Source organism: Microbulbifer mixtoriginis (SeqCode), assembly GCF_052468275.1.
The window spans coordinates 3,832,962-3,857,119 of sequence record NZ_CP174341.1 but is presented as its reverse complement, the minus strand read 5'-3'; the positions used below and the strand labels follow the sequence as shown (position 1 = coordinate 3,857,119).

Annotated in this window: 14 protein-coding genes; 8 read left to right on the top strand and 6 right to left on the bottom strand. The window is 40.0% G+C overall.

What is annotated here, in order from left to right:
- Positions 1 to 177 precede the first annotated feature (177 nt).
- Positions 178 to 414, bottom strand: coding sequence for a phosphotransferase family protein (locus tag ACJJIC_RS16890; RefSeq protein WP_445357482.1), 237 nt, complete (start codon positions 412 to 414; stop codon positions 178 to 180).
- A gap of 986 nt (positions 415 to 1,400) precedes the next feature.
- Positions 1,401 to 1,988, bottom strand: coding sequence for a hypothetical protein (locus ACJJIC_RS16885; protein ID WP_252082349.1), 588 nt, complete (start codon positions 1,986 to 1,988; stop codon positions 1,401 to 1,403).
- Between the two features lie 1,273 nt (positions 1,989 to 3,261).
- Here ACJJIC_RS16885 and ACJJIC_RS16880 point away from each other — a divergent pair.
- Together ACJJIC_RS16880 and ACJJIC_RS16875 are read left to right on the top strand one after the other, a co-directional pair.
- The gene (locus tag ACJJIC_RS16880; protein ID WP_445357481.1) at positions 3,262 to 4,389 is read left to right on the top strand and encodes a manganese-dependent inorganic pyrophosphatase; all 1,128 of its coding nucleotides are present in this window, start codon (positions 3,262 to 3,264) and stop codon (positions 4,387 to 4,389) included.
- Positions 4,390 to 5,634: 1,245 nt separating this feature from the next.
- Complete coding sequence (locus tag ACJJIC_RS16875; RefSeq protein WP_445357480.1) at positions 5,635 to 7,452, top strand: DUF885 domain-containing protein; 1,818 nt, start codon at positions 5,635 to 5,637, stop codon at positions 7,450 to 7,452.
- Between the two features lie 173 nt (positions 7,453 to 7,625).
- Here the strand turns inward: ACJJIC_RS16875 and ACJJIC_RS16870 are convergent, their stop codons facing one another.
- A complete protein-coding gene (locus tag ACJJIC_RS16870) occupies positions 7,626 to 9,203 on the bottom strand; it encodes a phytoene desaturase family protein (protein ID WP_445357479.1) in 1,578 nt (525 codons plus the stop codon).
- 664 nt (positions 9,204 to 9,867) lie between these two features.
- Here ACJJIC_RS16870 and ACJJIC_RS16865 point away from each other — a divergent pair.
- Together ACJJIC_RS16865 and ACJJIC_RS16860 are read left to right on the top strand one after the other, a co-directional pair.
- Positions 9,868 to 11,151 (top strand): hypothetical protein, encoded by a 1,284-nt coding sequence (locus tag ACJJIC_RS16865; protein ID WP_444922980.1) that lies wholly within the window; start codon positions 9,868 to 9,870, stop codon positions 11,149 to 11,151.
- Positions 11,152 to 12,948: 1,797 nt separating this feature from the next.
- Positions 12,949 to 13,815 (top strand): glycosyltransferase family 2 protein, encoded by an 867-nt coding sequence (locus ACJJIC_RS16860; protein ID WP_445357478.1) that lies wholly within the window; start codon positions 12,949 to 12,951, stop codon positions 13,813 to 13,815.
- A gap of 128 nt (positions 13,816 to 13,943) precedes the next feature.
- Here ACJJIC_RS16860 and ACJJIC_RS16855 read toward each other — a convergent pair whose 3' ends face one another.
- Positions 13,944 to 15,098, bottom strand: coding sequence for a hypothetical protein (locus ACJJIC_RS16855; RefSeq protein ID WP_445357477.1), 1,155 nt, complete (start codon positions 15,096 to 15,098; stop codon positions 13,944 to 13,946).
- 2,063 nt (positions 15,099 to 17,161) lie between these two features.
- Here ACJJIC_RS16855 and ACJJIC_RS16850 point away from each other — a divergent pair.
- On the top strand, positions 17,162 to 18,649 hold the full coding sequence (locus ACJJIC_RS16850) for an APC family permease (protein WP_445357476.1): 1,488 nt from the start codon (positions 17,162 to 17,164) through the stop codon (positions 18,647 to 18,649).
- Between the two features lie 104 nt (positions 18,650 to 18,753).
- Here the strand turns inward: ACJJIC_RS16850 and ACJJIC_RS16845 are convergent, their stop codons facing one another.
- Positions 18,754 to 19,353 (bottom strand): hypothetical protein, encoded by a 600-nt coding sequence (locus tag ACJJIC_RS16845; protein WP_444902701.1) that lies wholly within the window; start codon positions 19,351 to 19,353, stop codon positions 18,754 to 18,756.
- Between the two features lie 861 nt (positions 19,354 to 20,214).
- Here ACJJIC_RS16845 and ACJJIC_RS16840 point away from each other — a divergent pair.
- From ACJJIC_RS16840 to ACJJIC_RS16830, 3 genes are all read left to right on the top strand, one after another.
- Entirely contained in the window at positions 20,215 to 21,693 is a 1,479-nt protein-coding gene (locus ACJJIC_RS16840; RefSeq protein ID WP_445357475.1) for a lytic polysaccharide monooxygenase, read from the top strand.
- Positions 21,694 to 21,861: 168 nt separating this feature from the next.
- Positions 21,862 to 22,569, top strand: coding sequence for an alpha/beta fold hydrolase (locus ACJJIC_RS16835; protein WP_445357474.1), 708 nt, complete (start codon positions 21,862 to 21,864; stop codon positions 22,567 to 22,569).
- A gap of 78 nt (positions 22,570 to 22,647) precedes the next feature.
- A complete protein-coding gene (locus ACJJIC_RS16830) occupies positions 22,648 to 22,872 on the top strand; it encodes a GDCCVxC domain-containing (seleno)protein (protein WP_444884319.1) in 225 nt (74 codons plus the stop codon).
- A gap of 88 nt (positions 22,873 to 22,960) precedes the next feature.
- On the opposite strand, the gene ACJJIC_RS16825 is transcribed toward ACJJIC_RS16830, so the two are convergent.
- Entirely contained in the window at positions 22,961 to 24,121 is a 1,161-nt protein-coding gene (locus ACJJIC_RS16825; protein ID WP_445357473.1) for a patatin-like phospholipase family protein, read from the bottom strand.
- Between the last annotated feature and the right edge of the window lie 37 nt (positions 24,122 to 24,158).

Here is a 24,158-nt window from a genome sequence, read left to right as displayed (position 1 = left end):
AGAGGTTAATTATTAGTAACGGAAGTGTTGATTTTACAACATTTACTTTATCAAGTGTCTAAACTCCTTAAGGTGAGGGAGGCTATAAATGTTAGGCGAGTTCCGATCGGAGCAGGTTTTCGCCGATTCTGTCTATTTTTTAAGCAAAAAATTTGTTTTTGGGATCTCAGAGCCCCATTATACGGTATACCAGAGTAAGTCTAGATATTTGTACACTCTGCGCCAATATTCTCCGGCCGGATTACACCTAAGATACAGCTCGAGTAAGGATTGTTGCTGAATTCTGTTGAGCTGATGTTCCTCAATGATAACGCCGAGATCATAGAAGCGATCGCCCATAGCCGCGTATTCCCAATCAATGGCATAAAGCCGCCCGGTCTTTTTAGTGATGAGATTTCCAGTGCTTAAAATCATTATGGCAAAGAAAGAGCCTACTACTTAGCTGTTCCGCGGCAGCAATATGGGAAGAAATTGTTTGGTAAAGCTGTACTAGTGTGGGGTAGAAATTTGCTTGTTCATTAATAGAGCTCCAATAATGATCAGCTTTAAAGGATATATCCAATTGGGTATCAATTTCGGGGAGGTTGTGGATTTCATTAAGTAAATTGGTAACCTATTCCGGAGCATTGGCATCGCTTCCATTCCAAGGTGCGCTTCACAAAGCGGGTAACTTGGTATTGATATGCTGGGGCACTGTAAACTAAAGGAGCGTATAACCCGCCACTACTTGAACTCACAAGGAGGTAGGTCTCTGTTTGTCGGTTTAAATCTAGAGCACTGCTGCATAGTGAATTGATACGTAGAGGAAATAGCTCTTGGTTTGCCTTGAGAGGAAATGTTTGGTTCGTTTGCCCCTGTAAGCCGTCTGACCACAATGGATTTGGATGGGCTCCATAGGGCCGGTCCTGGGGAAGCATAACGTAGAACTAATATCTTTGCCGGCTGATTAATTGATTGAAGCTGAATCTTATCAAATATTGTAGGCCATTCTAGAGGCACGTAATAGTGATGAACTTAATTTCAAAAGTAAAATTTGGGTGAGTAGTGTGTTTTAAATTGCGAGTCTTGATTGAAAATGATGGCTGGAGGATTATTCTTGCGATAAGCAATATTCTTCAAAGTATGATTCTTTTAGGGAGAATTTGATTCATGAAATTCCTAATTGTGGTCCGCATTACAGCTCTCAATTAAAATAGGGTGTGTCAGATTTGTCCTGAATTAATACAACTAAAACTGCCTAATGCTAGGCGTGCCCAATTCAAAGCCTGAATTCGGCACTATTACAGCTGGCGATCTGTTCTCCAGATCGCCGAGAGAAATAATCTGCCTATAGATGACTAGCTCACGCAGAGTTTTGAACATCCTTGCAGATGCCCACTTCACTTTTTAGTCGATAACTATTAAGAAAAGGTGACTGCACGCTCATTCAAATCATAATACTGAGTATTAACCTTAATCTTTACAGAGCTACCGGTAGCATCAAACCAGCCGAGGTACCCGGTAACCTCTAGGCTTTTATGGGTAGTGGCCATCGCCTCACGTAAACGCTGGGCCCAGGGCCTTAACTTCTCACCATCATAACCTGAGCCACAAGCGCAGAGATGTAGATCGACAAAATTGCCAGGCAAACCCTCTTTAACCAGAGTGCCCGCTAGCTGCGTGGGGGTATAGGTTTTCCATACTCCACCCTGCCACGACTCTACTCCTCTATCGAAAACTTTTGCTTGTTTATTCTTACCACTATTGCGTTGTGCACCAATTTGCTTGCCATCGCCACCGCCGGTACCATGAGCAACAATATAAAGAGTGTCACCAGATTTGAGGCTACTGAGACACTTATCTATCCAGCGGTACATAGACTTACCAATACCAGATGTTACCTTGTTGGCAAGAATTTGATTCTTCGGAATATCCCATGCACTCGCCATATTCTCCGCGAACTCTAGCATTTCATCACTGTTTACCGGGAGGTAAATGTATTTTGCCATTTTTTACACCTTGTTATTATTACAATGCCAAAATTATAACACCAAGCCTTGCAGAGTGAATTATTCAGGGCACCCAAAAATTGGAGAAAAGTCTCAGTTTTGCGACAAGCATCGGTTCTGGTGGCTACTCATATCTGATTTGGAAATAAGGGTAGGTGAAATGTTAAGAACTTGTATTTAGGCTTTAGAAAACTTCACTTTGTGGTAATAAGTCAGAAATCGTAGTGTTGATAGATTGGAGCAGGGTTAAATTATCAAAGAGGAAACTCCGATAGTGGATCAAACCATGTACCCTATGTTTATTGAGCTTGCTGCACGAATGCATAGTTGAATCAAAGTGTAATCAGGGTGTTTAGGCGTATTTGTGATATTGGCCCTGATTGTGTTTAGGTCTACATAGCCCATACTGGCCGCGTTAACGCTTTTATCCAATAAAGCCCAGGATTTTAATTAGTGGCCTGTAACGCTGTCTTCAGGATTAGCTGGGATTCATTTAAGAAGTGTATAAAACAGCTGACATTGATTAAATTTTCCTGCCAGAGAAGGGCAACGCTTTGTAGCTTTAGCGATTCACAGTGATCGAGTATGCTGCCCTGGGTTATCGTTGTGCCAAGTTTAAGGCCTTAAATAGCTCCAGATAGCGAAGAATCACTTCGATATCTGGTCAGGTCAGCCTTTTTACCGATATAAAGTACGATATGGTAATGATTACTCATTACGGTATAGGCTACGATATTAAGTGTTAAAACCTATGCCAACCTATTTATAGGTGTTTCAATTCACTGGTACTAGGCGTAGGGGTGAGTGCACTGATAAGAGGGCGTTACGCGAAGAAATACCTGGATGATTCTGGGCCGAGTCCTTGGTTGCTCTCATATTGGTATGGATAAATAGAAGGTGTTTTATTAAATTTCATCAGTAGGGTTGGCGGTTTAGGCTTTATATTTGGTGAGTGTTGAGAAGTGTCCTTAGTTTATTTGGCGTCAATAATGAAAGTTAATGAAGTAGCTAGAGTTTCGAGGGAATACGTTTATTTGTATCCGCATGCGACAAATAGTGCCAGTAAAGTTAAGCTGTAGCTGGCTTGTCCGCTAAGTGACTATACCTTGTCTATAGTACGAATTGCTTACCTATTTACTCAGAGAGCTTTGATAGTTTATCGATCCGCTTAAGATGCAATGAGTGAATGAATGTGATGGACGGACGTTAGTCATGCCATCGGTTATTTTAAGGTTTCTATTAATCTGTTAGAAAATGACTGTGGAGGATGCTGGTGAGATTTCTAATCTCATGCCTGTCAATACTAGGTGATCACCGCCCAATAGACTTCCCCGGTCTGCTTTCGAGAGCCTTGTTTTTTTCACTCAGTTGGGTTGTAGGCGCTTCATTAGATGCGCAGGAAATCAGTTCCTCAGACCTGGGGCAAGATACGTCTACCCCAGAAGTTGCTGCTGACTATCTGAGGAAAGAGTTAAAAGGCACCCAGAATTTGGTTTGGACCGGGCATAAAATACCCGATACTGATTCCGTTAGTGGGAGCTTGCTCTCAGCCTTCATTTATGGTGGTAAGCCAGCAATTCCCAGTAAAATCAATCCGGAGACTCGCTTCGCCATTGAACAATGTGGTGCTGAGGAGCCCGAAATAATTGAGAATTTCTCAGGAAAGACTGTTGGATTGGTAGATTTCAATCAAGGCACTCAATTGCCAACTGGCGTTGATCCAGACTTAATCGTAGCAATAATCGACCATCATGCGATTGGTGGATCGCCAATTAATATTCCAAATGTAATCAGTATAGAGACTAGGCCATGGGGATCGAGCGCGACAATTTTAACTGATCATGCTCAGAAGTTTGCTATTGAATTACCAGTTCATCTGGCGTGTATGGGGTTGGCTGCAATTCTTTCGGATACGGTTAACCTGACATCACCTACCACAACCGAGTACGACAAAGTCTATGTAAAAAAATTGGCAAAGAGAGCTGGTATAGATGATGTAGATAAGTTTGCAGAGCGGATGTTGCTAGAGAAATCAGATCTGGGTGGGTTTTCCGCTAAGGATATTGTTTTACTTGATTTTAAAGATTTTGAGTTCGGAGGAAAAAAAGTTGGTATTGGTGTTGCTGAAACGCTGACAGCTCAACAGTTAATCAACAGAAGGTATGAACTGAAGTCTGCCATGGGCGAGATAAAAAAAGAGAAAGGTATCGATCACTTGATCTTCGCAATTGTCGACACTCGTGAAAATAAATCTTATCTACTTTGGAGTGACACCTCAGACAAAGATCTTATTATCTCCGCTTTTGGGGACCAGGTAGTAGATGATATGGTTGTTGCTAAAGGGGTGATCTCGCGAAAACGCCAAATTGGCCCAGCTATTCAAAGAGCTTTAGAGAATTAAAAGATTGACTGATTTATTGAGCATACTAACAAGATCATATTCCTGCGCAGCACATTTTGTTTGGAGATGAAATTGGATGGAATCATTATCAACTAAAAACAGATTCCAAGAAAGTTGGAATAAAACTGACCCATACCAGATGTGAAGCTCTACCATTTATCAAACAATGGAACGCCTTTGGTTTTGCTGGCGATACAATGTCTTGATCGTCAACGACGATTTTGATTGAAATAGTTACAGATCACCAAACAAAGGGTGTCTTTATGGCTGCCATCAACTAGACAAAGCCAACCGGGTGAGATTCTATATGGATACTATCCGAGCGTTATCTCCATTGTTTAAAAGCTGCACGAGTAAATAAAAAATTGTTAATTACTTTTGGTTTTCTTTAATGGGCTATTATTCAGTTTAAGCCAAAAAGGCTGGGGTTGAACTCCGGTGTTTTTATATGTTGGAATTTCAAGTTGGCGACAAATCCATAAAATCAAGTATTAATCTCAAGCTATGCTATGTTTAGCAATATGCGCACCCTTGCTCATATTATACGCAATAACTTCCCTTTTCGTTTGACAATATTCTTGTAATCCCACTGAATTACCTTTGATTTTTTAGTCAGCGTTTTTATCAGTTGTTTTTATCTACACTGCCTCTGTATCACCTGATTCTTAGTATCTTAAGTCCAAAAACAGATCGCTACACTTATCGAGATTACCGGAGTCACAAATATACGGGGCTTGGTACAGGGTGCGCCAATCCGCAAAGTAAATAAAGAGCCAGTTCCTCCACGCTTGATACAATCCCAAGGGGTTATGGTATCTATCGCAATAGATCAAACAAAACCTATTTTCTAAATCTGGGGAGAGTGAATTTTCTAGGCGATGATGGCATTACGAATATTCGAATTGTAGTTGGTGATGGTACCAGTAATAGTTTTCGCTGACCAATCACGATAGTTCTCTAGTTTTTGACCTCCAGCAGTTCTTGAGTGATTTGTTAGCAGAATAGCGTGGTGATATGGTGGCTTTCGCAGCTGGAATCGAAAGGATGGTGGAAGATTCATGCTTGCTAATATTTGAGCTACTTTGGTCTTCAGGCCTCTCTGAAAGCCATTGTTCTGTCATGATCTATCTACAATGTGCATCTTATCGCTTTATTCGGTTTGTTTGACGCATTATCTAGAGGTAATGGTTGTGCTTTGTTTAAGGGCATAGTGAAAATAGTGGCACAAATTAGGAGGATCTAATAATGATAAAAACAACAGCCAAGTGGGTTGGCGGGATACTATTGTTTGGGATGGTTGCAATCTCGGTCTTTGCCGTCAATGCAATTTATTTTAAACCATGGTCTATCAATGTATATTTTGAGCGAGCCTTTATAAAAATTCAAAGTACCAGCCCGGAAACACTCTCAATTTTTCGCATACTGGAGCGATTTGGGGTTGATGGCCATAATGCTCATCTTGATGATGTTTCTGAAAAGATGAAGCAACATGAGATACAGATAGTTAAGGATGAACTATCTACTTTAAGGAGCTATGACAGATCTAGTCTCAATGACCGGCAGGCAATTTCCTATGATATTCTGGAGTACTACCTGGAAAGTCTAGTAGAAGGGGAGCGCTGGAGGCATCATAATTACCCTCTCAATCAAATGTTTGGTGTGCAAAATACTCTTCCGGAGTTTCTTGTTGAGTTGCATCAAATTAACAATGTCAAAGAAGCGGATTATTATCTCTCCCGCTTAAGTGAAGTAGATAGAAAATTTTCTCAAGTATTGGATGGGTTGAAAATTCGGGAACAGAAAAAGATCTTGCCTCCACGCTTTGTAATTGATCGTGTGTTAAGAGAAATGCAAGGGTTTATTAACGTTCCGGCGCATGAAAACATACTTTATACCTCTCTGGAAAATCGCTTGGATACTCTTGAAACTTTACCAGATCAAGAGCGTACACGTATCCTTGATAGAGGAAAAATATTAATTGAAACAGATGTCTATCCTGCGTACGCAAGCTTGATCGCTTACTATCAAGAATTACAGTATAAGGTTTCAGAGAATAATGGCGTTTGGGCCCTCCCGGAAGGTGATGAATTTTATGCATATCAAATACGTATTCATACCACTACAAATCTGACTCCCGATGAACTGCACAATACGGGCTTGATGGAAGTAGAGCGTATAAAAGATGAAATGAAACAGATCTTTGCTTCTGTAGGTCTTGATACGGGAAGCATTAACTCCCGTTTCTCCGCTATAAATAATGATCCTCGGTTTCTTTATGAAAATTCAGATAAGGGCCGTGAGCAGATTATCAAAGACTATCAATTGATTATCGATGAGATTAACACAGGTATTGACGATTATTTCAATATAAAACCAACTGCGGGCGTTGAAGTTAAGCGAATTGCAGAGTTCAAAGAACAAGGCGCACCGAAAGCATACTATATGCCCCCGGCAATTGATGGGTCTCGCGGAGGGGTGTTTTATGTAAACCTGCGCGATGTACATGAAACAAAGAAATTTACCATGCGAACCTTGGCTTATCATGAGGCAATTCCAGGGCATCATTTTCAAGAAGCAATTGCAAAAGACTTAGAGGGATTGCCAACTTTTCTTAAAGCCGTATCAAATACAGCTTATGCGGACGGCTGGGCTCTTTATACAGAGAAACTAGCCAAGGAGATTGGTTTTCAAGATGATCCCTATGATGATCTTGGGCGATTACAAGATGAGATGCTTCGTGCTGTTCGTTTAGTGGTAGATACCGGTATACATCACAAGCGCTGGAGTCGAGAAGAGGCGATTGAATATATGGTGAAAACGACCGGTTTTCCGAGAACTGAAGTCACCACTGAGGTTGAGCGCTACTTTGTGATGCCGGGTCAGGCTGTAGCTTATAAAACTGGTATGTTGAAGATATTGGAGTTGCGAGAACGTGCTCGTCAAAAGTTAGGGAATAAATTTGATATACGTGAATTCCATGATGTAGTGCTAACTAATGGTGCCGTACCGCTGATGGTGTTAGAGCAACTTGTTGACCGCTGGATTGCTACTAAGAAAGTCTAAGAGAGTTAATAAAAAGGCATTTCAAGCAGTATCATTTGCTATTTAGAGTGAGCTCGCGTTAATTGTAATAGCGATCAACAAGTTCATTGTAGCGCCTGAAAGGGGGTTGAGTTCGACTCATACCCCACTACTGAATCCAAACAGATAATGGCCTGCTTTCTGCGGGTCATTTTTTATTTATCCCTTAAAATCTCCATCGCAGCATTATGCCCAGGCACTCCAGTAACGCCACCTCCCGGGTGACTACCGGAACCGCAGAGATACAGGCCCTGAATCGGCGTGCGGTAATCCGCAAAGCCCATAAAAGGGCGGTTGCTCCACAGTTGGTCCAGGCCTAAGGCACCATGGAAGATATCGCCACCCATCAAGCCAAACTTGCGCTCTAAATCCAGCGGTGAGTGGATTTGTTGGGCGATGATGGAATCACGGAAATTGGGTGCATAGTTGTTGACGGTATTGATAATGGTCTGAGCTGCCTGCTCACGGTAGTTGTCCCAGCTCTTACCCTCCGGCAGTTCTGGAGCAAATTGTTGGCAGAATAGGCTGGCCACATGTTGGCCCTCGGGGGCTAGGGAGGGATCGATGGTGGAGGGGATCAATATCTCTACTATGGGTTGCTTTGACCAGCCGTATTGAGCCGCATCTATATAGGCCTGCTCCAGGTAATCGATGGTAGGGCCAATGACGATTCCCGACTTGTGGTGCGGTTGTACGTGAGTACCGGGTTTACATGCAAAGTCTGGCAGTTCAGACAGTGCGACATTCATACGGAAGGTGCCGGACCCCACTCTAAAACCACGTACCCTGCGGTGAAATTCCGGCTCCAGATGTTGTTCGTCAATCATCTGGGAATAGAGAAGTTTAGGGCCGACATTAGCGATTACTTTACTAGCTGCAATAGTTTCCCCGCTACTTAGCCGTGCTCCGGTAGCGCGACCACCATCGATAAGCACCTCTTTAACTTCAGCGTCTGTACGAATAGTGACCCCGAGCTGCTCTGCCTCTCTACGCATGGCCTGAGTGATAGCACCCATACCACCCATAGCATGGCCCCAAGCGCCTTTCTCACCGTTTACCTCGCCAAACACATGGTGCAAGAGCACATAGGCGGAACCGGGAGTGCTTGGAGCGGCATAGTTGCCGACAATAGAGTCAAAGGCGAACGCAGCTTTTACATGGTCATTTTCGAACCAGGCATCCAGCACGTTGGTAGCACTCTTGGTGAACAGGTCCAGAGCGTCTCGGCGTGATGCCATGCTTAACTTTTTCGCTCTAAGCCCAAATCCACCAGCGCGAACCAGGTCTATAAGGCCACCACCCACGTTGGGAGGAGCGCGCAGTAGCTCTTCGCGTAAAATATCCGCAACGGTTTCCAGCATGGCATAAAAGTCAGGTAAGGTAGCTGCGTCTCTCTCAGAGAAACGTGCTACCTCTGCCTGTGTATCTGCAAGATTCTTATGGAAGGAAAGACTATTGGCTTCTGAAAGTGGGAAGAAGTTTGATTGCGGCCGTAATTTGATTTCCAAGCCATGCTCTCCTAGATGGAGGTCTTCGATGATCTTGGGGTTAAGCAGACTCACGGTGTAGCTTGCCACAGAGTTTTGGAAGCCTGGGTAGAATTCTTCAGTAACCGCAGCACCACCAACAATCGACCGGCGCTCAAGAATCGTTACATTTTTTCCAGCTTTAGCCAAATAGCAGGCACAGACAAGGCCATTATGGCCACCGCCTATAATCAAAAAATCCTTCATTATTATTCTCTGAGTAGGAAAAGGTTAGGATCAATTGTCGTCAAAAACCGCAGAAAAATAAAGAGTCCAAAATCAGATTATTATCGATACCATTTTGTCTATTGCTAGATCTAAAGTTTTAAAGATAAATTAAGGTGGGAGAAATGCTTGTACAAAACTCTATATTATTTCCGCTTTAGTGCAAAATTAGTGTTTACTGCATCCTTGATTAAAACTATGCGGCTTCAAAAAAACTGTCCAGTTAAATATACTGAGCTCAAGGAGCCTAATGGGGAGCACCCGTAGTATTATTGGTGAAGCGTTAATCTATATCACTTCTTATTAGATTTTCTCTGAAATTAATTTGTGTACTGCCGTCATGTACGCAGATATTCTGGGAGGCGTATTGGCAACTATCTATAACGAAGTTTTACATCGGGTTTTTAAATTGCCCTGTCCTTTTAGTAGGCTGAAGCCAAGTTGAGTTTAACTCAATACACGAGAAGTATAAGTTCAGTTTCGTAGATTAATTTCCTGGTTGATGCTAAAAAGTAAAAAAATATTGCAGCTATTAAGTGTGAAATGTATGAAAAAAATCACTCTTCAATACTAAATTTTCTTTGTTATTACCTCCTCTAGGAATTACTTTAGTTAGCATAGATATGCCTTATGGAGATGATATTTTGTGTCCAGTGAAAACCTTTCCAGAGTGTTAGGTGCTCAAGAAGCAATATTCACAGAATTAGCCAGGAGGACCTGTGGAGGTACTTTAGTTATTTCCTTCATTAAAGTTCTTACACCACTAAGCGTTGAGCAATTAAAGTCTGGGTTTGCATCTATTCATAAAATTTATCCTCTATTACAAGCACGTGTGGAGTCTGGAGAGCAACTTCGTTGGCGTTGTGATGTGTCATTTGATTCTATCCCTTTCGAAGCTGTGAAATTAGATGGGCCTCTTGATTTTGAAGAGGAGTTTACGCGTAGAGGCGAGGTTGGACTTGATGTTGAAAAATGCACTTATACGCTCTCGTTCTATATAAATTCCCAGAATAAAGTTGACTGGATATCCCTGGTAAGCAGCCATGCAGCCCTGGATGGCCGGTCAGTAATGACTCTTTTTTGTGTTCTAGATATATATTTTAGGGAGCCTGAGACATTTAGATTAGGAAGGCAGCCCTTGTATGAAGCGGTTGAGAGCTACTTTAGCTCCTCCAAATACTTCGCAAGACAGGAGTCATGTAACGCTAAAGATGATTTATTTAAATGGCCAGTTGAAGAGTCAGCCTTTGCTGCAGAGCGTGAGGGGCACGCTATTTATAGACAATTTCCTATGGAGGATCTTTCAAGTATTGTAAAGCAGGGGAAGAGCTACAAAGTTAGGCCTAGTGCACTTTTTTGTGCTGTTGCTATTAAGGCCTCAAAAATTTTACCTAATCATAGGGACTGGATTAAAATCCTCTTACCTTTAGATGTTCGAGATTTATGTGGATCAGAAATCGGTTTAAGCGCAGTGGGTGCATTTTCAGCAGTAACCACTTTAGAAGTAATACCTAATATTGATACTAGTAATATTTGGCAGCTAGCAAGATACTTGCAAGTTGAGCTTGATCGCCAAGCCGCGGAGGGAGAATCATGTAAGTTCGCCTTTCCTAAAGATTATATCCTAGGGGATATTATCGGTTGGGCTCAAGAATATGAAAATAATAAACCAGTTTTCTCTGAAGGGTTATGTATTTCAAATGTTGGAAGCATGAAAGCTTTGGGCACGCACATGAAATCTTTTGAAATTGTAACAGCTATTCCTTTCCAGACACATGGTGCTCACCCAATATCACTGTTAACCTATTCAACGGTTAGGAACTCAGTATTTATTTTCTCTTACTGTTCTCCCCTTACTAAGAAAGATAATGTTTTAAACTTCGCGGAAAAATTTATCAATACACTTAGGGATCTTGTCAAGAACACTTGAATAAATCATATTCTACAACCTACTCAACTGAAAGAGCTCTGATTGGATAGATCACATTATATTTTACATGTAAAGTAATTTTGAGGAAGTCTGGTTGCTTTATTTAGATTTCTGTCTCTAATAATAATTTGTAACCAAGGTATGGCTTTGCATGGCTATCTAAGTCTTTAAATTCATAATGGTGTATACGAATCATCCTGAAAAATCGGTGTAACAAACTCCGAACGGCATAATTCCGGTATTAAAGATTTTTCGAAGGGTTGTGGCCATTCGTGAAATGCTGCCTATAACCTATGTACCCTTACAACCCCTAGAATATTTTTCAATCTGCTCGAACCTCTACTTGGGTTTTTTGAATAATTTTATTCTGATGGGGTATTGTTTGTCTTCCTGCTGGGGTATGTATGACTTATACATTAAGTCAGATTTGGCGAATCATAGTATAAGTTAAAACTCGTGGGGGAACTTTCTTGCTCAGTTGAATGTTCCCACTTTATAGAAGGAGCTGAAATTTGAGTGTTTACTTATTAACGACCGGGCCAGAGAGACACTACTTGTGTATCCTCTGAGAGTTGTATTGGCATTGAATGCATTTTTTAAAATGTTAGGGGTTCGACTTATTGGTATCCTCTTCCACAGAGTAAGTAGAAGAAGCGTGATCCTGAACAACGTAATACAAAAAAATTCAGGTATATTGAAGTAAAGTTGGATGTTGATTTATAGGATTCTGGCGGGCTAACACATAGCGCCGATACAATAGCTGCCAATAAGTACGAGATTTAAATTTCAGTATGAGCAGGTAATCCCTGACTAGGCATGTTCTGATTCTACCTGTGTAGAAAAACATGATGAATTAGAATCTATAGAAGTGAAGTGGAACACCGTAAAGAAATCAGGGCGCTTTAAGCGTAAGTAAAGTCGTGTAGGGTGGGCAGGATAAGGGGGGAATGTTGGCACCATAGTAAGAATTTATTTCGTCATTAAAAAATACTGAGTGCATGTATATATTCTGTTTGTCAGCTTATTGATTGTGGAAAGTCTACAGTCCATGGTGTTAGTCACTTTCCCTAAAAGTAGATTTTGTACAATACAAAAGAGGGAAATACATGTTAAAGCCTGGTTTCGGCTAATGAAATGTAGGCTCTTTATTGCGTGAAATTTAACACTTATTTAGTGGGCGACTACTCATAGGTATTCTCGAATCATTGGTATGAATGCTAATGTTAAATATGGGTTTCATTACTAATAATAACTGTGGCCTTAGACTCCCTTTGTGTATTAGGGCAAGTTTGATCATGATTACTTAATATTTCATAATAATTGTGATATAAAAAATCAACATCCTCTTGATATATGCCGGATTGTCCTTTAAGGGGTAAGAATGTGAACCCCTAAATTCTTGAGATGCAATCTATAGTTGAAAGGCGAAATGTTGGTTTCTGTATTCATGGATATAACACTAGTGAATATCTATAGGTTGTGATCTGAATTGATCTGTGTACAAGCCCGACTCTATTGTAGATCGCTAGCTGTCAAGCTGCATGAATTTCATCTTGAGTAGGCAAATATTATGTTTATACTACTGCACAAGTAAGATCCCAATGAATAATATTGTTTAAGAATTTGGCACCTTGATAATCATTATGCGTACACGGATGATAGGCGAGAATGGGAGCTTACCCATAAGGTAAATCTCTGAATTACAGCCACAGGGAGGAAGTTAAATTTGCTTAAATATTTTATTGAGCATTATGTAGTGAAAGTGAACTTAATGGTAACAAGGGAACGATTGATATTATGAAGTCTAGATTTAGCATAATCGCCCCTTGTTATAATAATTCGGGTCTCTTGCGCAACATGCTGAAAGGGTTTTCTGTCCAAAATTATCCAAAAGAAGATTTCGAAGTTATTGTTGTCGATAACAATTCAAGTGATTCAGGTATTTATTCTTGTTATAAGGAATACAAAGACAAGTTGAATTTAACCTTACTTTATCGCCAGATCTTAGATAATCCTTTTGCCCTTAATTCTGCTCGAAATTTAGGAGTAAAGATTTCTAAATATGACTGGTGTGTTTTTACAGATAGCGACTGCATCCCATCCTCCAATTACCTAATGCGGGTTAATAATATAATTAATAACAAGGGGAAGAACATCTGTATGACAGGGTTGAGGGAGTTCCTTCACTTCAAGGACGTTGAGGTTGATATGATCGACGGCACTGATTTACATCTAAGTGCCTGCCCCAGATTTAAAAGCCCATCGAATTATGGGTTAACAAAAGATAGAAGGATAGGTAAGATAGAAGACTTACCTGATACGGAGCAACCCTGGGGCCATTTCTATGGTTGTAATATGATCTATAAAAAAGAAGATATTATCAAAGTGGGAATGTTTGACGAATTTTATGATGGTACATGGGGGTATGATGATATTGATATGGCTTACAGAATTATCAGTGAATTAAATATTGAGCCAATTTTTGCAGATAAAGCAGTTGTTTATCATCAAGATAAGGTTGCACCGGCTGAGAAAGTTGACGAGTCAGTTTCAAAGACTGAAAAGCTAAATAATCCAAACTATCAGTACATTTGCAAGAAAATTAACGGATACTATGAGTTTAGTACTCGTGAGTTCAGGCGATTTGGATTAACTGATTTTTAATTGTCTGAGGTAGTTATAATTCTTCCTGATATATTTTTATTGGAATCTAGAATTATATCAAAATAGAAATTTACTGGTTCTTAATAAGATATGATTCACAATACCCGTGAAAAATACGCCTCAAGCCATTAGATGTCCGCCACATTACATTCAAGTGAGAATTGCCTTAAGAAAAAGATTATTTTTTTTATATCAAAGGCCGCTTTATTGGCTGTGGTGTATATCCAATACCCCTTGTCACATTTATTGATAGTAAAATTCAAAGTATCTCTAGCAATTGAATAGACCGCGATGCACTCATCATCCCCAATAGGCAAGTAACCCAGCATAAAGTCTTCTTTTATCAGCCGGTCAAATTTTTTTTCCACTCCAAGAGCATCAAGTAAAACCATTCCGTAATAGGCTATATCATATTTCTTTAATAGATGAATCTGCTGACGGGCAGATTTATTTAGTGTACTGAAGGAAAAGTTAAATCCACACGCAGTGTTACCGATTCTTTTCTCAATAATGTGTTGTTTAGGTAAATTTTGTGTAAATTCCTGTGTTATTAGTATGTTTGCTTTTTTTCTGCCCATTAATTCTGTAAAAGAAACAATGAATTTTTCAGTGATATCCTCAAGAGAAGGTTCTTCAGTTCTCACTTTAGCTGATATCATTACAATATCGCCAAGATCGCTTTTTGTATTTCTATACCCTTTCAGGTGAAAAGGATTTGTTTTAGGGTCCCTCTTGTTGTACAAAAGTAGTCCAGCAATGAGAAATAAGGCCTTGAGGAAATCTATTGAGTACTTCAAAAGAGAGCGATTTCTACTCCCATGGTAGAGCCTTTTTAACTTTAAATAATACTTTTCGGATCTAGCTTTATTGCCTTGTAATAGATGTTTTGCACATTTAACAACCAGCAGCCCTGTATATCCTGAGAAGTATTCGTGATCAATAATGAAGTCTGTGCTGTTCTCACTGAAATGAATGTAAATTGGGATCCTCATTTTTTCTAGGTTTCTATAAATAAAATTCCTACTTGAGTTTTTGGTTGCCTGCTTTTGTAATTGTTTTATTTGAGAAAGATAATAAGACTTAGAGTGAGGAGCAGAAGTTAGCCCTACCAAATCATAAAGTGTGCTCAAGCAACTCGTAAGTTCTTTCTTTCCATATTTTTTAAAGCGATAAACCATTAATGTTGTTACAGTATCATGCTCCTTTAAAAACTGCTGTACAAAACTTTTTGGAGTTTTTACTGGAGTAAATAGATTAATCCTTATCTTTCTGAAAAGTTGCATTAGATCTCTCTACGTGTGTGAGCTAATATCTCAGTTATAAGTAAACCATATTTCAAAGCTCTAAATAAGCTTAGTTTGTCATTAGAAGGATTGGAGGCCTCCTTATAGGTCATCATTAAATTTATAACATTCAATGTGGAAAAAATGCTATGGAGTATTTCATTTAGGGTGTGTATCAGATATTGTGTTTAAAGAGGTGTCTATAACCCTTATTTCAAAAAGCTATTTCCATGCTTCTTAAATCTATTTTAGTTATTTTAATTGATACCTTTGATTGTTGAAAGCTATTACATAATTTTAAATTGGTTGGTCTCACGTATTCACATAAAAATAAGACCGACAGTTGAGAGTCGATTCAAGTCAGGATTAACAGGTGATCATTGGAAATGATCAAACTCTGCCTTTCTTCGCTTAACAGAGGCCCAAAGCTCACTTATCGGCTAGAAAGCATATTATGACTTTTTTCCATCCTGAGCCCAATGGAAATGTCTTCTTTTTACTACTATCCCCATCGAGCACTTGCTGGAAAAGGCACTAACTATAGGAAGAGCAAGGTACTTGTTTAGGGGGCGGTGAAAGTTTCTGGGACAACTTAATCAAAGGTTTCTGTTTGAAATGGGGCATCATTTCCGATTACAGCTTTTCTACAGCAAGAAAATGAGGGCTGAAGTTGAGAAACTATTCGGAGTTAGGATACAAAGTAGATGGTAATAGTCGGCTGCGAAGACATTTTATTACGGATTACCGTTAACTCATTAGCTGAAGTAAATTTATTGCATCCTAATTCATATTATGCATTGAAGTACAGAAATTGGTCGCTTTGTAAATTCTAAAGTGACTGCCCCTAACTTTCGACGAGATTATTTAGTGAGTTATGGATTGGATCTTACTTGCCGGCAGAGGAAAAATAGGAAGCAGCACAAGACAGGATGGTGAAAAGCTCAGAATTTATTAGATAGCTTCGTAGTCTATCTGTTGGTTGGCTATATCGTGTTTATGCTTTTGATAGGAAATCCTCTTCTTCTTCAATAATTTTTTGGGGATGTGCCATTTAGCAATCAAATGTACTGATTCTGTGCAAGGTTTTACATAATTATTTGTTTGTATACCCATTTATCTTAATAAATTTCTCGATAGCTGTAGTTTTAGATTTTTAAGAATGTTTGAAATCTAATGCTAAACAAAAGTGAGGGATTATGTTTTTTTATTTTGTGTGTTTAGGCATTTAATTTCCTTGAAATATCAAGTTAGGGAAGATGTTTAAATGGAAGTTGAATCAATCTTTGATTGATATTAATTGGTTGAAAAATAACTTAATAATTTTCAGAGGAACCTTACAATACTTCACTGTCTTGAATAATCAATTTAAAGTGGTGATCTCACAATTTTTAAAACAAAAGATAAACTTGTATGCCGATCTATTGAAACAGTTGCAGATAGTTAAATAAATAGTATTTCATTGCTATATGAGCTGCCAGTTTTTATAGTTTTATAACTATTAAGATGATGGCTTTATTTTTGTTGGTGCTTACTTATAGCCTTCAATCCAACGTAGGCCAATGCAGGTGAGTTCCCCAAAATCTATTTGCTATCCATTGTGACTCTAATGCACTTGCAATATGTTCGTACAGGTATAGATCGATTAATCAAATATATTTTTCTTTTGGGTGAGCTAAAGGAAGATAGAAAAAATAGATATATCAGTAGATAAAATGATGAATTCTATGCCGTTTAGAGGCATTGCACGACGAATGATTCTTATTTGATGTCGGTTGATAGTTAAACAGTATACTAGGTGCTTCAATTGATCGGTATTGAATTTGTTAACCACAGAATATCTAGGACAAATAGTTAAACATTAGGCTTTAAAACTTCTTAGAGGTTATGAACCTGGTAATTTTATATAAGTTCGAAAAAACTATTGGATGCTGCGAACTGTAGATAAGTAGTTGCAAAAGCTTGTGTGTGTTTTTTAGTCAGGCAGGTGAATAAGAACTATTGATATGCTTCGATTGGTAAAATGGTGATCTACTCAAAATATAAATTATAAAAATCTACCAAACATGCATCATAAGAAGGGTGGTAAGAAAAAAGCGACGCTACTAAGCGCAACATTGCTCAGTGCTACTTGCATGATAGGTTCGGGCTGGCTGTTTAGCTCCCAATTAACAGCTAGATATGCAGGTAACTGGGCATTTATGGCGTGGATACTCGCTGCAGCTTTAGTTCTGATGGTAGGTTTGTGTCTTGCGCGTGTCGTGTCGATTTATCCGGTCCGAGGCGCGCTAGCTCAAGCCTGTGCTTTTTCTTATAACAGTATCTTTGGTATGCCTTTCTCCTTTGCCAATTGGTTTGGCATTCTAATGGTTGTTGCAACGGAGGCTCAGGCTACTACACAGTATCTTTCTTCTGCTATTGGCTCTTCTTTATTGATTGAAAGTCATAGTCTTACGATTTGGGGAAAGTTACTTGCCCTTAGCATCTTAGCGCTATATCTACTGATTAATTTTTATGGTATTCGTTGGCTAACTAAAATCAATAATATTGTAACTGTACTCAAGATTTTTACTCCACTATTTGCTCTGACAGTATTACTCATTGTAGTTTTTACCCGAAATCACATAGGCTCAAATTTTTCTCTTCCTTCCAGTCAGGAGTTTGAGTTCCATAGTGCCTTTTCAGCCATTATTGGTGCAGGTTTGATCTATTCCTACAATGGATTTCAAGTAAGTATTGCTTTTGCTAGTGAAATCAAAAATCCTAAACGCAATATCCCTTTGGCTATAACACTATCGATAGTAATCATTACTTTGGTTTATTTGTCATTGCAATTTGCTTTTATGGAGGCCGTTCCACATCAGGTGTTGATAGAGAATGGTGGCTGGCAGGGGTTGAATTTTGCTTCACCACTGTTAGATCTAGCCACTCTGCTTGGCCTGCACTTTTTGGCGTTAATATTACTTGCAGATAGTATCACTAGCCCCTCAGCTTCTGGATATACGTACCTTGGAGCTTCATCAAGGATTTTATTTGCGATGGCCAAGGTAGGGCAAATGCCTCGCTGGCTAGCGGTGCTAGATCCAGTGCACAATATTTCCAGACGATCCATTCTAGTTAACTGGGTATTGGCAGCTATTGTTTTGGCTAATGCGGATAGTTGGGCAGCACTTATGGTAATAGTAACAGGGTACCATATTGTTAGTTATATGGCTGCGCCTATCAGTATGGGAGCCCTTGAGCCTAACACCCGTTGGTTTGGGCTGATAGTTTTTATCCTACTGGGTTTATTAATGCAGACATTACAGTCTTCTTCACTGCTTTTAGTATGTGCATCTTTATCAGTTTTGGTCTCTATATATGCAGGGCTTCATATAACAAAAGCTGGTTTTCATAAGTTAATTATATTTACTTTTCCATTTTTGGCATACTTATGGAGCTTGTACTTTATATCAAATGTTTGGTTGATAATAAGCGCATCTGCAGCTTTTTATCTGTTGATATCTTCGCGTTATTATGTTGAATTCTGCAAAAGTTATAAGGCAAGAGTTTGAGGGTAAAAGATGTTCTCATAAAGTGGGCATCTTCATAAAAAGTGGGTCTGAAAGGTTTGACCTGACAGCAGTGGTGAGATATCTGCCAGGTCAAATTTTGAAGGTCAAAACATAGAATTAATCATCTTGTTGGCTTTCGAGTTGCCTGAACCATGATTGAGATCATCCCAGGTTACTCTTCCGCTGGCGAGATCTAACTTAACACCCTGATGTCCAACATAATTTCCACCTTGACGTAAAGTCATCTCAGTGAAAACTCCCTGGGTAGTGAAATTAAATCTTTCCATATTCGTAATATTAAAATTAACATCAAACATGCGATTAAATTCCAACACGCCACGTACGGTATCAACTAGCGCTCGTGTGTGTGTCAAGCTAGATCCATTTCCAAGCATGGTCTGATGTGAAGAGCTACCATTGAGTGATACGCCACCAAAAACCCATCCCCGCCACTTTCTTCCCGGTGCAATAGGGCAGACTGCTGCCATTATCTCAAGGGCATCATTTCTTACCTGCGGAGCTTGCATTGATCCTGAAAAATGAGCGACTACACCAATCTTTCTAGGGGCGCCGCTATAGAGTACTAGCCCCACACAGGAACCATAACCATCAGAACGCAGCTCTCCTGCATTGGTGCCTGTCACCCAGGTACATTCCGGTCTGAATCGATAAGCAGCATAATTACCACCTAGCTGAACTGCCATAACATTGCCTCCTTATCGGATAATTATCAATTATTTGACTACTTGGTCAGCAACAATATAACCGTACATCACACAGTGACCTTGATCAATATCAGTTAATTACAAATTGAAAGAGAAATATTGCTTGGGATTTTATTGGTGAGTGCTTTCAGTTTTTTAAGGTGGAGATAATGTCCTTCCTGTTCGAAAGTATAGGCGTGTGGTTTCGGTTAGTGGTTTTGGGTCCTTCACTTAGAAGACAGAGTTTTCAGAGTGCAATTGACGTTATATAGCTCTATTTATTTACACTAGCAGACTTTCAACTATACATAGATGCGCTCGCTCAGATTTTATTTATATCCTGGTTCGAATTGGACCAAAATAGAGTTGTGAAATATCTTTTTGTGCGCGGTTTGCTTGTCAGTCACTAGGATTTATTGTGCTTGCGGGTAGAAGATAACTATAGATGGGCTTCCACAATTGGACATTTTACAGCGTAATTGTGCAGGAAATATGGAAAACATGGCTACTGCTCCTTGTTTTTTATTGGCTTGTTTTTTTGCGCCAAAAATCTGGCCGTAATTGTCGTTAGTGTTCATTAATTTTATCAAGGCATTGTGAATTCGAATCATAATTTCAGTTTTTTATGCTCTCTTGGCTTTTTTAAGTGGTTTTATATTGCTTTTAATGAATTTTAGTGAGAGCAGGGTTCTATTTTCGATCTAAATGGTTTTTTGCTTGGTTTCTAGGAACCGTGTTAATCAGTGGCGGTCCATAGCTTTGTCGCTAACGCTACTTCTGAAGTAAAACCTGCTTCGGTAAGTGAAGGATCTAGCTTAACTGGGGAAGGACATCGGACAAGATTGAATAACAGGCAAAGATATGATTTACCGAAAAACCAAATTAGCTTCTGTATTTAAACAACCTTTTTTTAGTCATACATTAATGGCTGTAGTTTTAACTGGAATTAGCGCTAATGTACTTGGCCATGGTTATGTAGAAGCTGCTGATGGCGGGGTTGCATCCGCACGTGGGACACTATGTAAATATCCTCTCGACTCTGGAGAGATGAATATAAACTGCGGTGCAGTTCAGTGGGAACCACAAAGTGTAGAGGGTAATGAAGGCTTCCCGGAAAGTGGACCCGCTGATGGGCAGATTGCCAGTGCGGGGAATAGCTCTTGGTCAGAGCTAAATGAACAGTCTTCTGATCGCTGGGTTAAGAATTATATCAGTTCTGGTTGGCAAACCTTTAAATGGCACTTCACTGCGAACCATGTAACCAGGGATTGGAAATACTATATTACCAAAGAAAACTGGAATCCTAACGCGTCGTTAACCCGTGATCAGTTTGATCTTGATCCCTTCTGTGAAGTGGATGGAAACTATGAGCAACCTCCAACAAATATGACACATGAGTGTCAGGTTCCAGATCGTGAGGGTTACCATGTCATACTCGCTGTTTGGGATGTTGGTGATACAGTGAATGCTTTTTATAACGTTATCGATGTTGAGTTTGATGGTGATAATGTTACCAATACTGCGTGGAGTGCTGTAGGCACAATTAATCCAACACAAGACTTAAATATTGGAGACAAGGTATATACCCGTGTGTTTGATAGCTCCGGTGAAAATAGCTCTTATTCTACACTTCTGGAGATTGCCTCAAGCGAGCAAGGGATCGCAGAAAATTGGTCTCACGACTTGGCTGAATTGATTAACCGAGAGCAAACCAGTATTAGAGCTGGTGATTATGATGGTAGCAGCAGCTTTGAACCCTTGTACGGTATTAATAGTATTTATCTGCTAGAAAATAGTGGCCTGAGAAACGTTGAGATTGGGTACGAACTTAGTGCTGATCAGGGGGATGGTACTTCAGATACCAATGACAATGATTCAGATGATACTGGAAACACCGAGGGTAGTGGGAATACTGGGACTACCTCTTGTGCAGTATTTGAGCAGCCCTACGCTGGTGATCCGGGTTACGCGATTGGGGATATCGTTATTTTCGATGGTATCGCTTACGAATCCAAACACGAGCCCAATTGGTGGTCTCCAAGCTCGGTGCCATCACTTTGGATTGAAACCACTTGTGAAACGGCAGGGGGTGAATCAAACAGCGATTCTGATACGGGATCAGGTAATACCTCTAATAACAATTCTGATGACAATACCAGTACAGAGGGCGACTCGGCAGCTTCCTGTCCGGAATTTCAGCAGCCCTACGCAGGCGATGAGGCCTATCAGTCTGGTGATCGTGTAACTTTTGAGGGCCAGGTATATACTTCCACCTACGGGCCAAACTGGTGGTCTCCCACTGCTGCACCCCAGTACTGGGAGCAGAGCTCATGTGAGTAACTTAAACATTCTCAACCGCTTCATATAATGAGAGGGAGGCGGTTGAATATAGGTGGCCCATTTCCTTAGTATTGACAGCGTGAAATGCTACTTTTCAAGTCATTTCTTACCAGCCTCTTTGGTCGGTTATTACATATAAATTCATTACGTACATAAAGGTGGCAACGGATGGCAACCTTCGTTTTGGTACATGGCGCTTGGCAGGGAGGTTGGTGTTGGCGGCGGGTTGCGGATCGCTTGCGTAATTTTGGCCATTTAGTATTTGCTCCCACATTAACAGGTCTAGGAGAGAGAGTTCATCTTTTAAATGATAAGATTGACCTGGACACACATATTCAGGATGTTCTTGGTGTCATTGAATCGGAAGAACTCTCTAACATCATTTTATGTGGTCATAGCTATGGGGGAATGGTCATTACCGGTGTTGCTGATAAGGTACCCAGTAATGTCCGCACCCTTGTTTATCTTGATGCTTTGGTGCCGGAGAGCGGGCTATGCACTTTAGAACTCTTACCTAAGGAAATAAGTTCTACCTTGCTTGAAAGTGCTAGGTCTACAGATAAAGGCTTTCTGGTAGCCCCAGATCAGGCTAAAAACTTTGGAGTAAATATTCATGATCAGGCCTGGGTTAATAGGCGCTGTATAGACCAGCCCCTCAAGACCTTTGAGCAACCAATCTTTTTGGAGGGGGCTTGGAAACTAATTCCTGATCGCATTTATATCTATGCAACAGGGTGGACTCCGGGAATTGGTAAGCCATTTTATGAAATGGTACAGCGGGATAGCGGATGGCAGTCCAACTCTATTCAATGTGGACATGATGTAATGATTGATAAGCCTGAGGAATTAACGCAGATACTAATAGCCTCTATTTAAATATTCTTATCAAATTGCTACTTGAGAAACTCTGGACTTGTCTTTATAGCCTAAGTCATAAGCGTTATAGGGATTGATATGACAAAGAGTACGCAGGTTTTAACTTCCAGGATCACCTGCCCTTTATGTGGTCATGATCATACGGAAACTATGCCGATTGATGCATGCCAATGGTTCTATCAGTGTAAGAATTGTGGAGAGCTATTAAGTCCCAAGAAAGGCGATTGCTGTGTATTTTGCTCCTATGGAACGGTTGCATGCCCACCGGTTCAAAAAGATGGAAAATCCTGTTGCTCCTCGTAAGGGACAGCCATAATTTTAGTGGTAAGAAAGTATAAACAGGTAGGCTGTTGGCTCAAGCGGGATCGAAAGTATAGGCGTTTAGCCCATTCTATTCTGATCTCTCCTTTAGGTGTTCAATGGCTTGATCAATTTCCGGCTTATTTTCTTCTATTAATCTATCTGCATGAATTTTTAATGAATCGATTGATTCGTAGTCAAAAATCCCGACTTTGGGATTGTTTACTTTTACGTTTAAGTAGTCAAATTCTATCCTCCCTTTTGGAGATAATAATTTTGCAATTCTTAGAGCGTAGAGCTGCTGCGTATCCATAGATCGTTGTACATCTGTGATAAGGTCAGGAAACCATTGCAGTCGTCCCCAGTTTTTTATGTCTTGATAACTATCCTTTGCGCTACGTAGAGGCGGGGTGCCCGATCCCATTATAAGTATGTAATAATTTTTATTTGGGTATTTTTCAATGATGTCCAGTAATATCATGCTGGTCGGATCATTTTCTGATACCGCGGCATCTGCAAAATATCGATGACTGAGGTCCCTGCTTGATGTTATAAAGTCTACAGGAGGGAATACCCCTTCCGCGCTGGATGCAGCAACCACTAGCTGATAGACACTGTTTGAAGGGAGTTCAGCAATTTCTTCACCATAATTTTTAAAAAGATGTACCCTTCCAGTGTAGATATCAAGAGAAGGCACAATGACTGGTTTTTCTAAATCAGTAAATTTTAAGCTTTCTGAGTAATGAAATTTTAAAACTTGATGGAGTCGATCTCCCATGAACCTCGGTGAAAACATTCCAGCTCCAGTCAATATTTTATGATACCAGGGTGTTGAGAATAAATATTTACTTTCAGATTTGTAAAGTTTTATCAGTAGGTCTATTTTTGAGCCGTAGTCACCATATTGTTCACGTAGTTGTTTCATGGGAATGTTGATTCCTGTAGCAATAATAGCTCCGGTGGATACTCCACTGAAAACATCAAATATTTCATTTATAGGCTTGCCTACTTGACGTTCAATATATTGAAGAACATATAGTGGGATAAGACCTCGAACCCCTCCACCATCCAAAATTAGGATGTTGATGGTTTCTTTATCCTTGAGGGGGGCTTCATAGATAATGGCTTCTTCAGTAACCGCTATCCTATGGAACTTAGTTTTTTCAGTAAAGCGATGATTGTAGATATAAATTGTGATGCCAATTGTGGCTAACAATAGAAGTGTAAAGAGTGTAAGTTGCCAGGTCTTCATTGTGTCACCCAAGTAGCCTGCCGACAATTCAGGCATA

Excerpts from the sequence above, each read along its gene's own strand:
- ACJJIC_RS16890 (WP_445357482.1), bottom strand. The coding sequence starts at position 414 with ATGATTTTAAGCACTGGAAATCTCATCACTAAAAAGACCGGGCGGCTT.
- ACJJIC_RS16885 (WP_252082349.1), bottom strand. The coding sequence starts at position 1,988 with ATGGCAAAATACATTTACCTCCCGGTAAACAGTGATGAAATGCTAGAG.
- ACJJIC_RS16875 (WP_445357480.1), top strand. The coding sequence starts at position 5,635 with ATGATAAAAACAACAGCCAAGTGGGTTGGCGGGATACTATTGTTTGGG.
- ACJJIC_RS16870 (WP_445357479.1), bottom strand. The coding sequence starts at position 9,203 with ATGAAGGATTTTTTGATTATAGGCGGTGGCCATAATGGCCTTGTCTGT.
- ACJJIC_RS16860 (WP_445357478.1), top strand. The coding sequence starts at position 12,949 with ATGAAGTCTAGATTTAGCATAATCGCCCCTTGTTATAATAATTCGGGT.
- ACJJIC_RS16855 (WP_445357477.1), bottom strand. The coding sequence starts at position 15,098 with ATGCAACTTTTCAGAAAGATAAGGATTAATCTATTTACTCCAGTAAAA.
- ACJJIC_RS16850 (WP_445357476.1), top strand. The coding sequence starts at position 17,162 with ATGCATCATAAGAAGGGTGGTAAGAAAAAAGCGACGCTACTAAGCGCA.
- ACJJIC_RS16845 (WP_444902701.1), bottom strand. The coding sequence starts at position 19,353 with ATGGCAGTTCAGCTAGGTGGTAATTATGCTGCTTATCGATTCAGACCG.
- ACJJIC_RS16840 (WP_445357475.1), top strand. The coding sequence starts at position 20,215 with ATGATTTACCGAAAAACCAAATTAGCTTCTGTATTTAAACAACCTTTT.
- ACJJIC_RS16835 (WP_445357474.1), top strand. The coding sequence starts at position 21,862 with ATGGCAACCTTCGTTTTGGTACATGGCGCTTGGCAGGGAGGTTGGTGT.
- ACJJIC_RS16830 (WP_444884319.1), top strand. The coding sequence starts at position 22,648 with ATGACAAAGAGTACGCAGGTTTTAACTTCCAGGATCACCTGCCCTTTA.
- ACJJIC_RS16825 (WP_445357473.1), bottom strand. The coding sequence starts at position 24,121 with ATGAAGACCTGGCAACTTACACTCTTTACACTTCTATTGTTAGCCACA.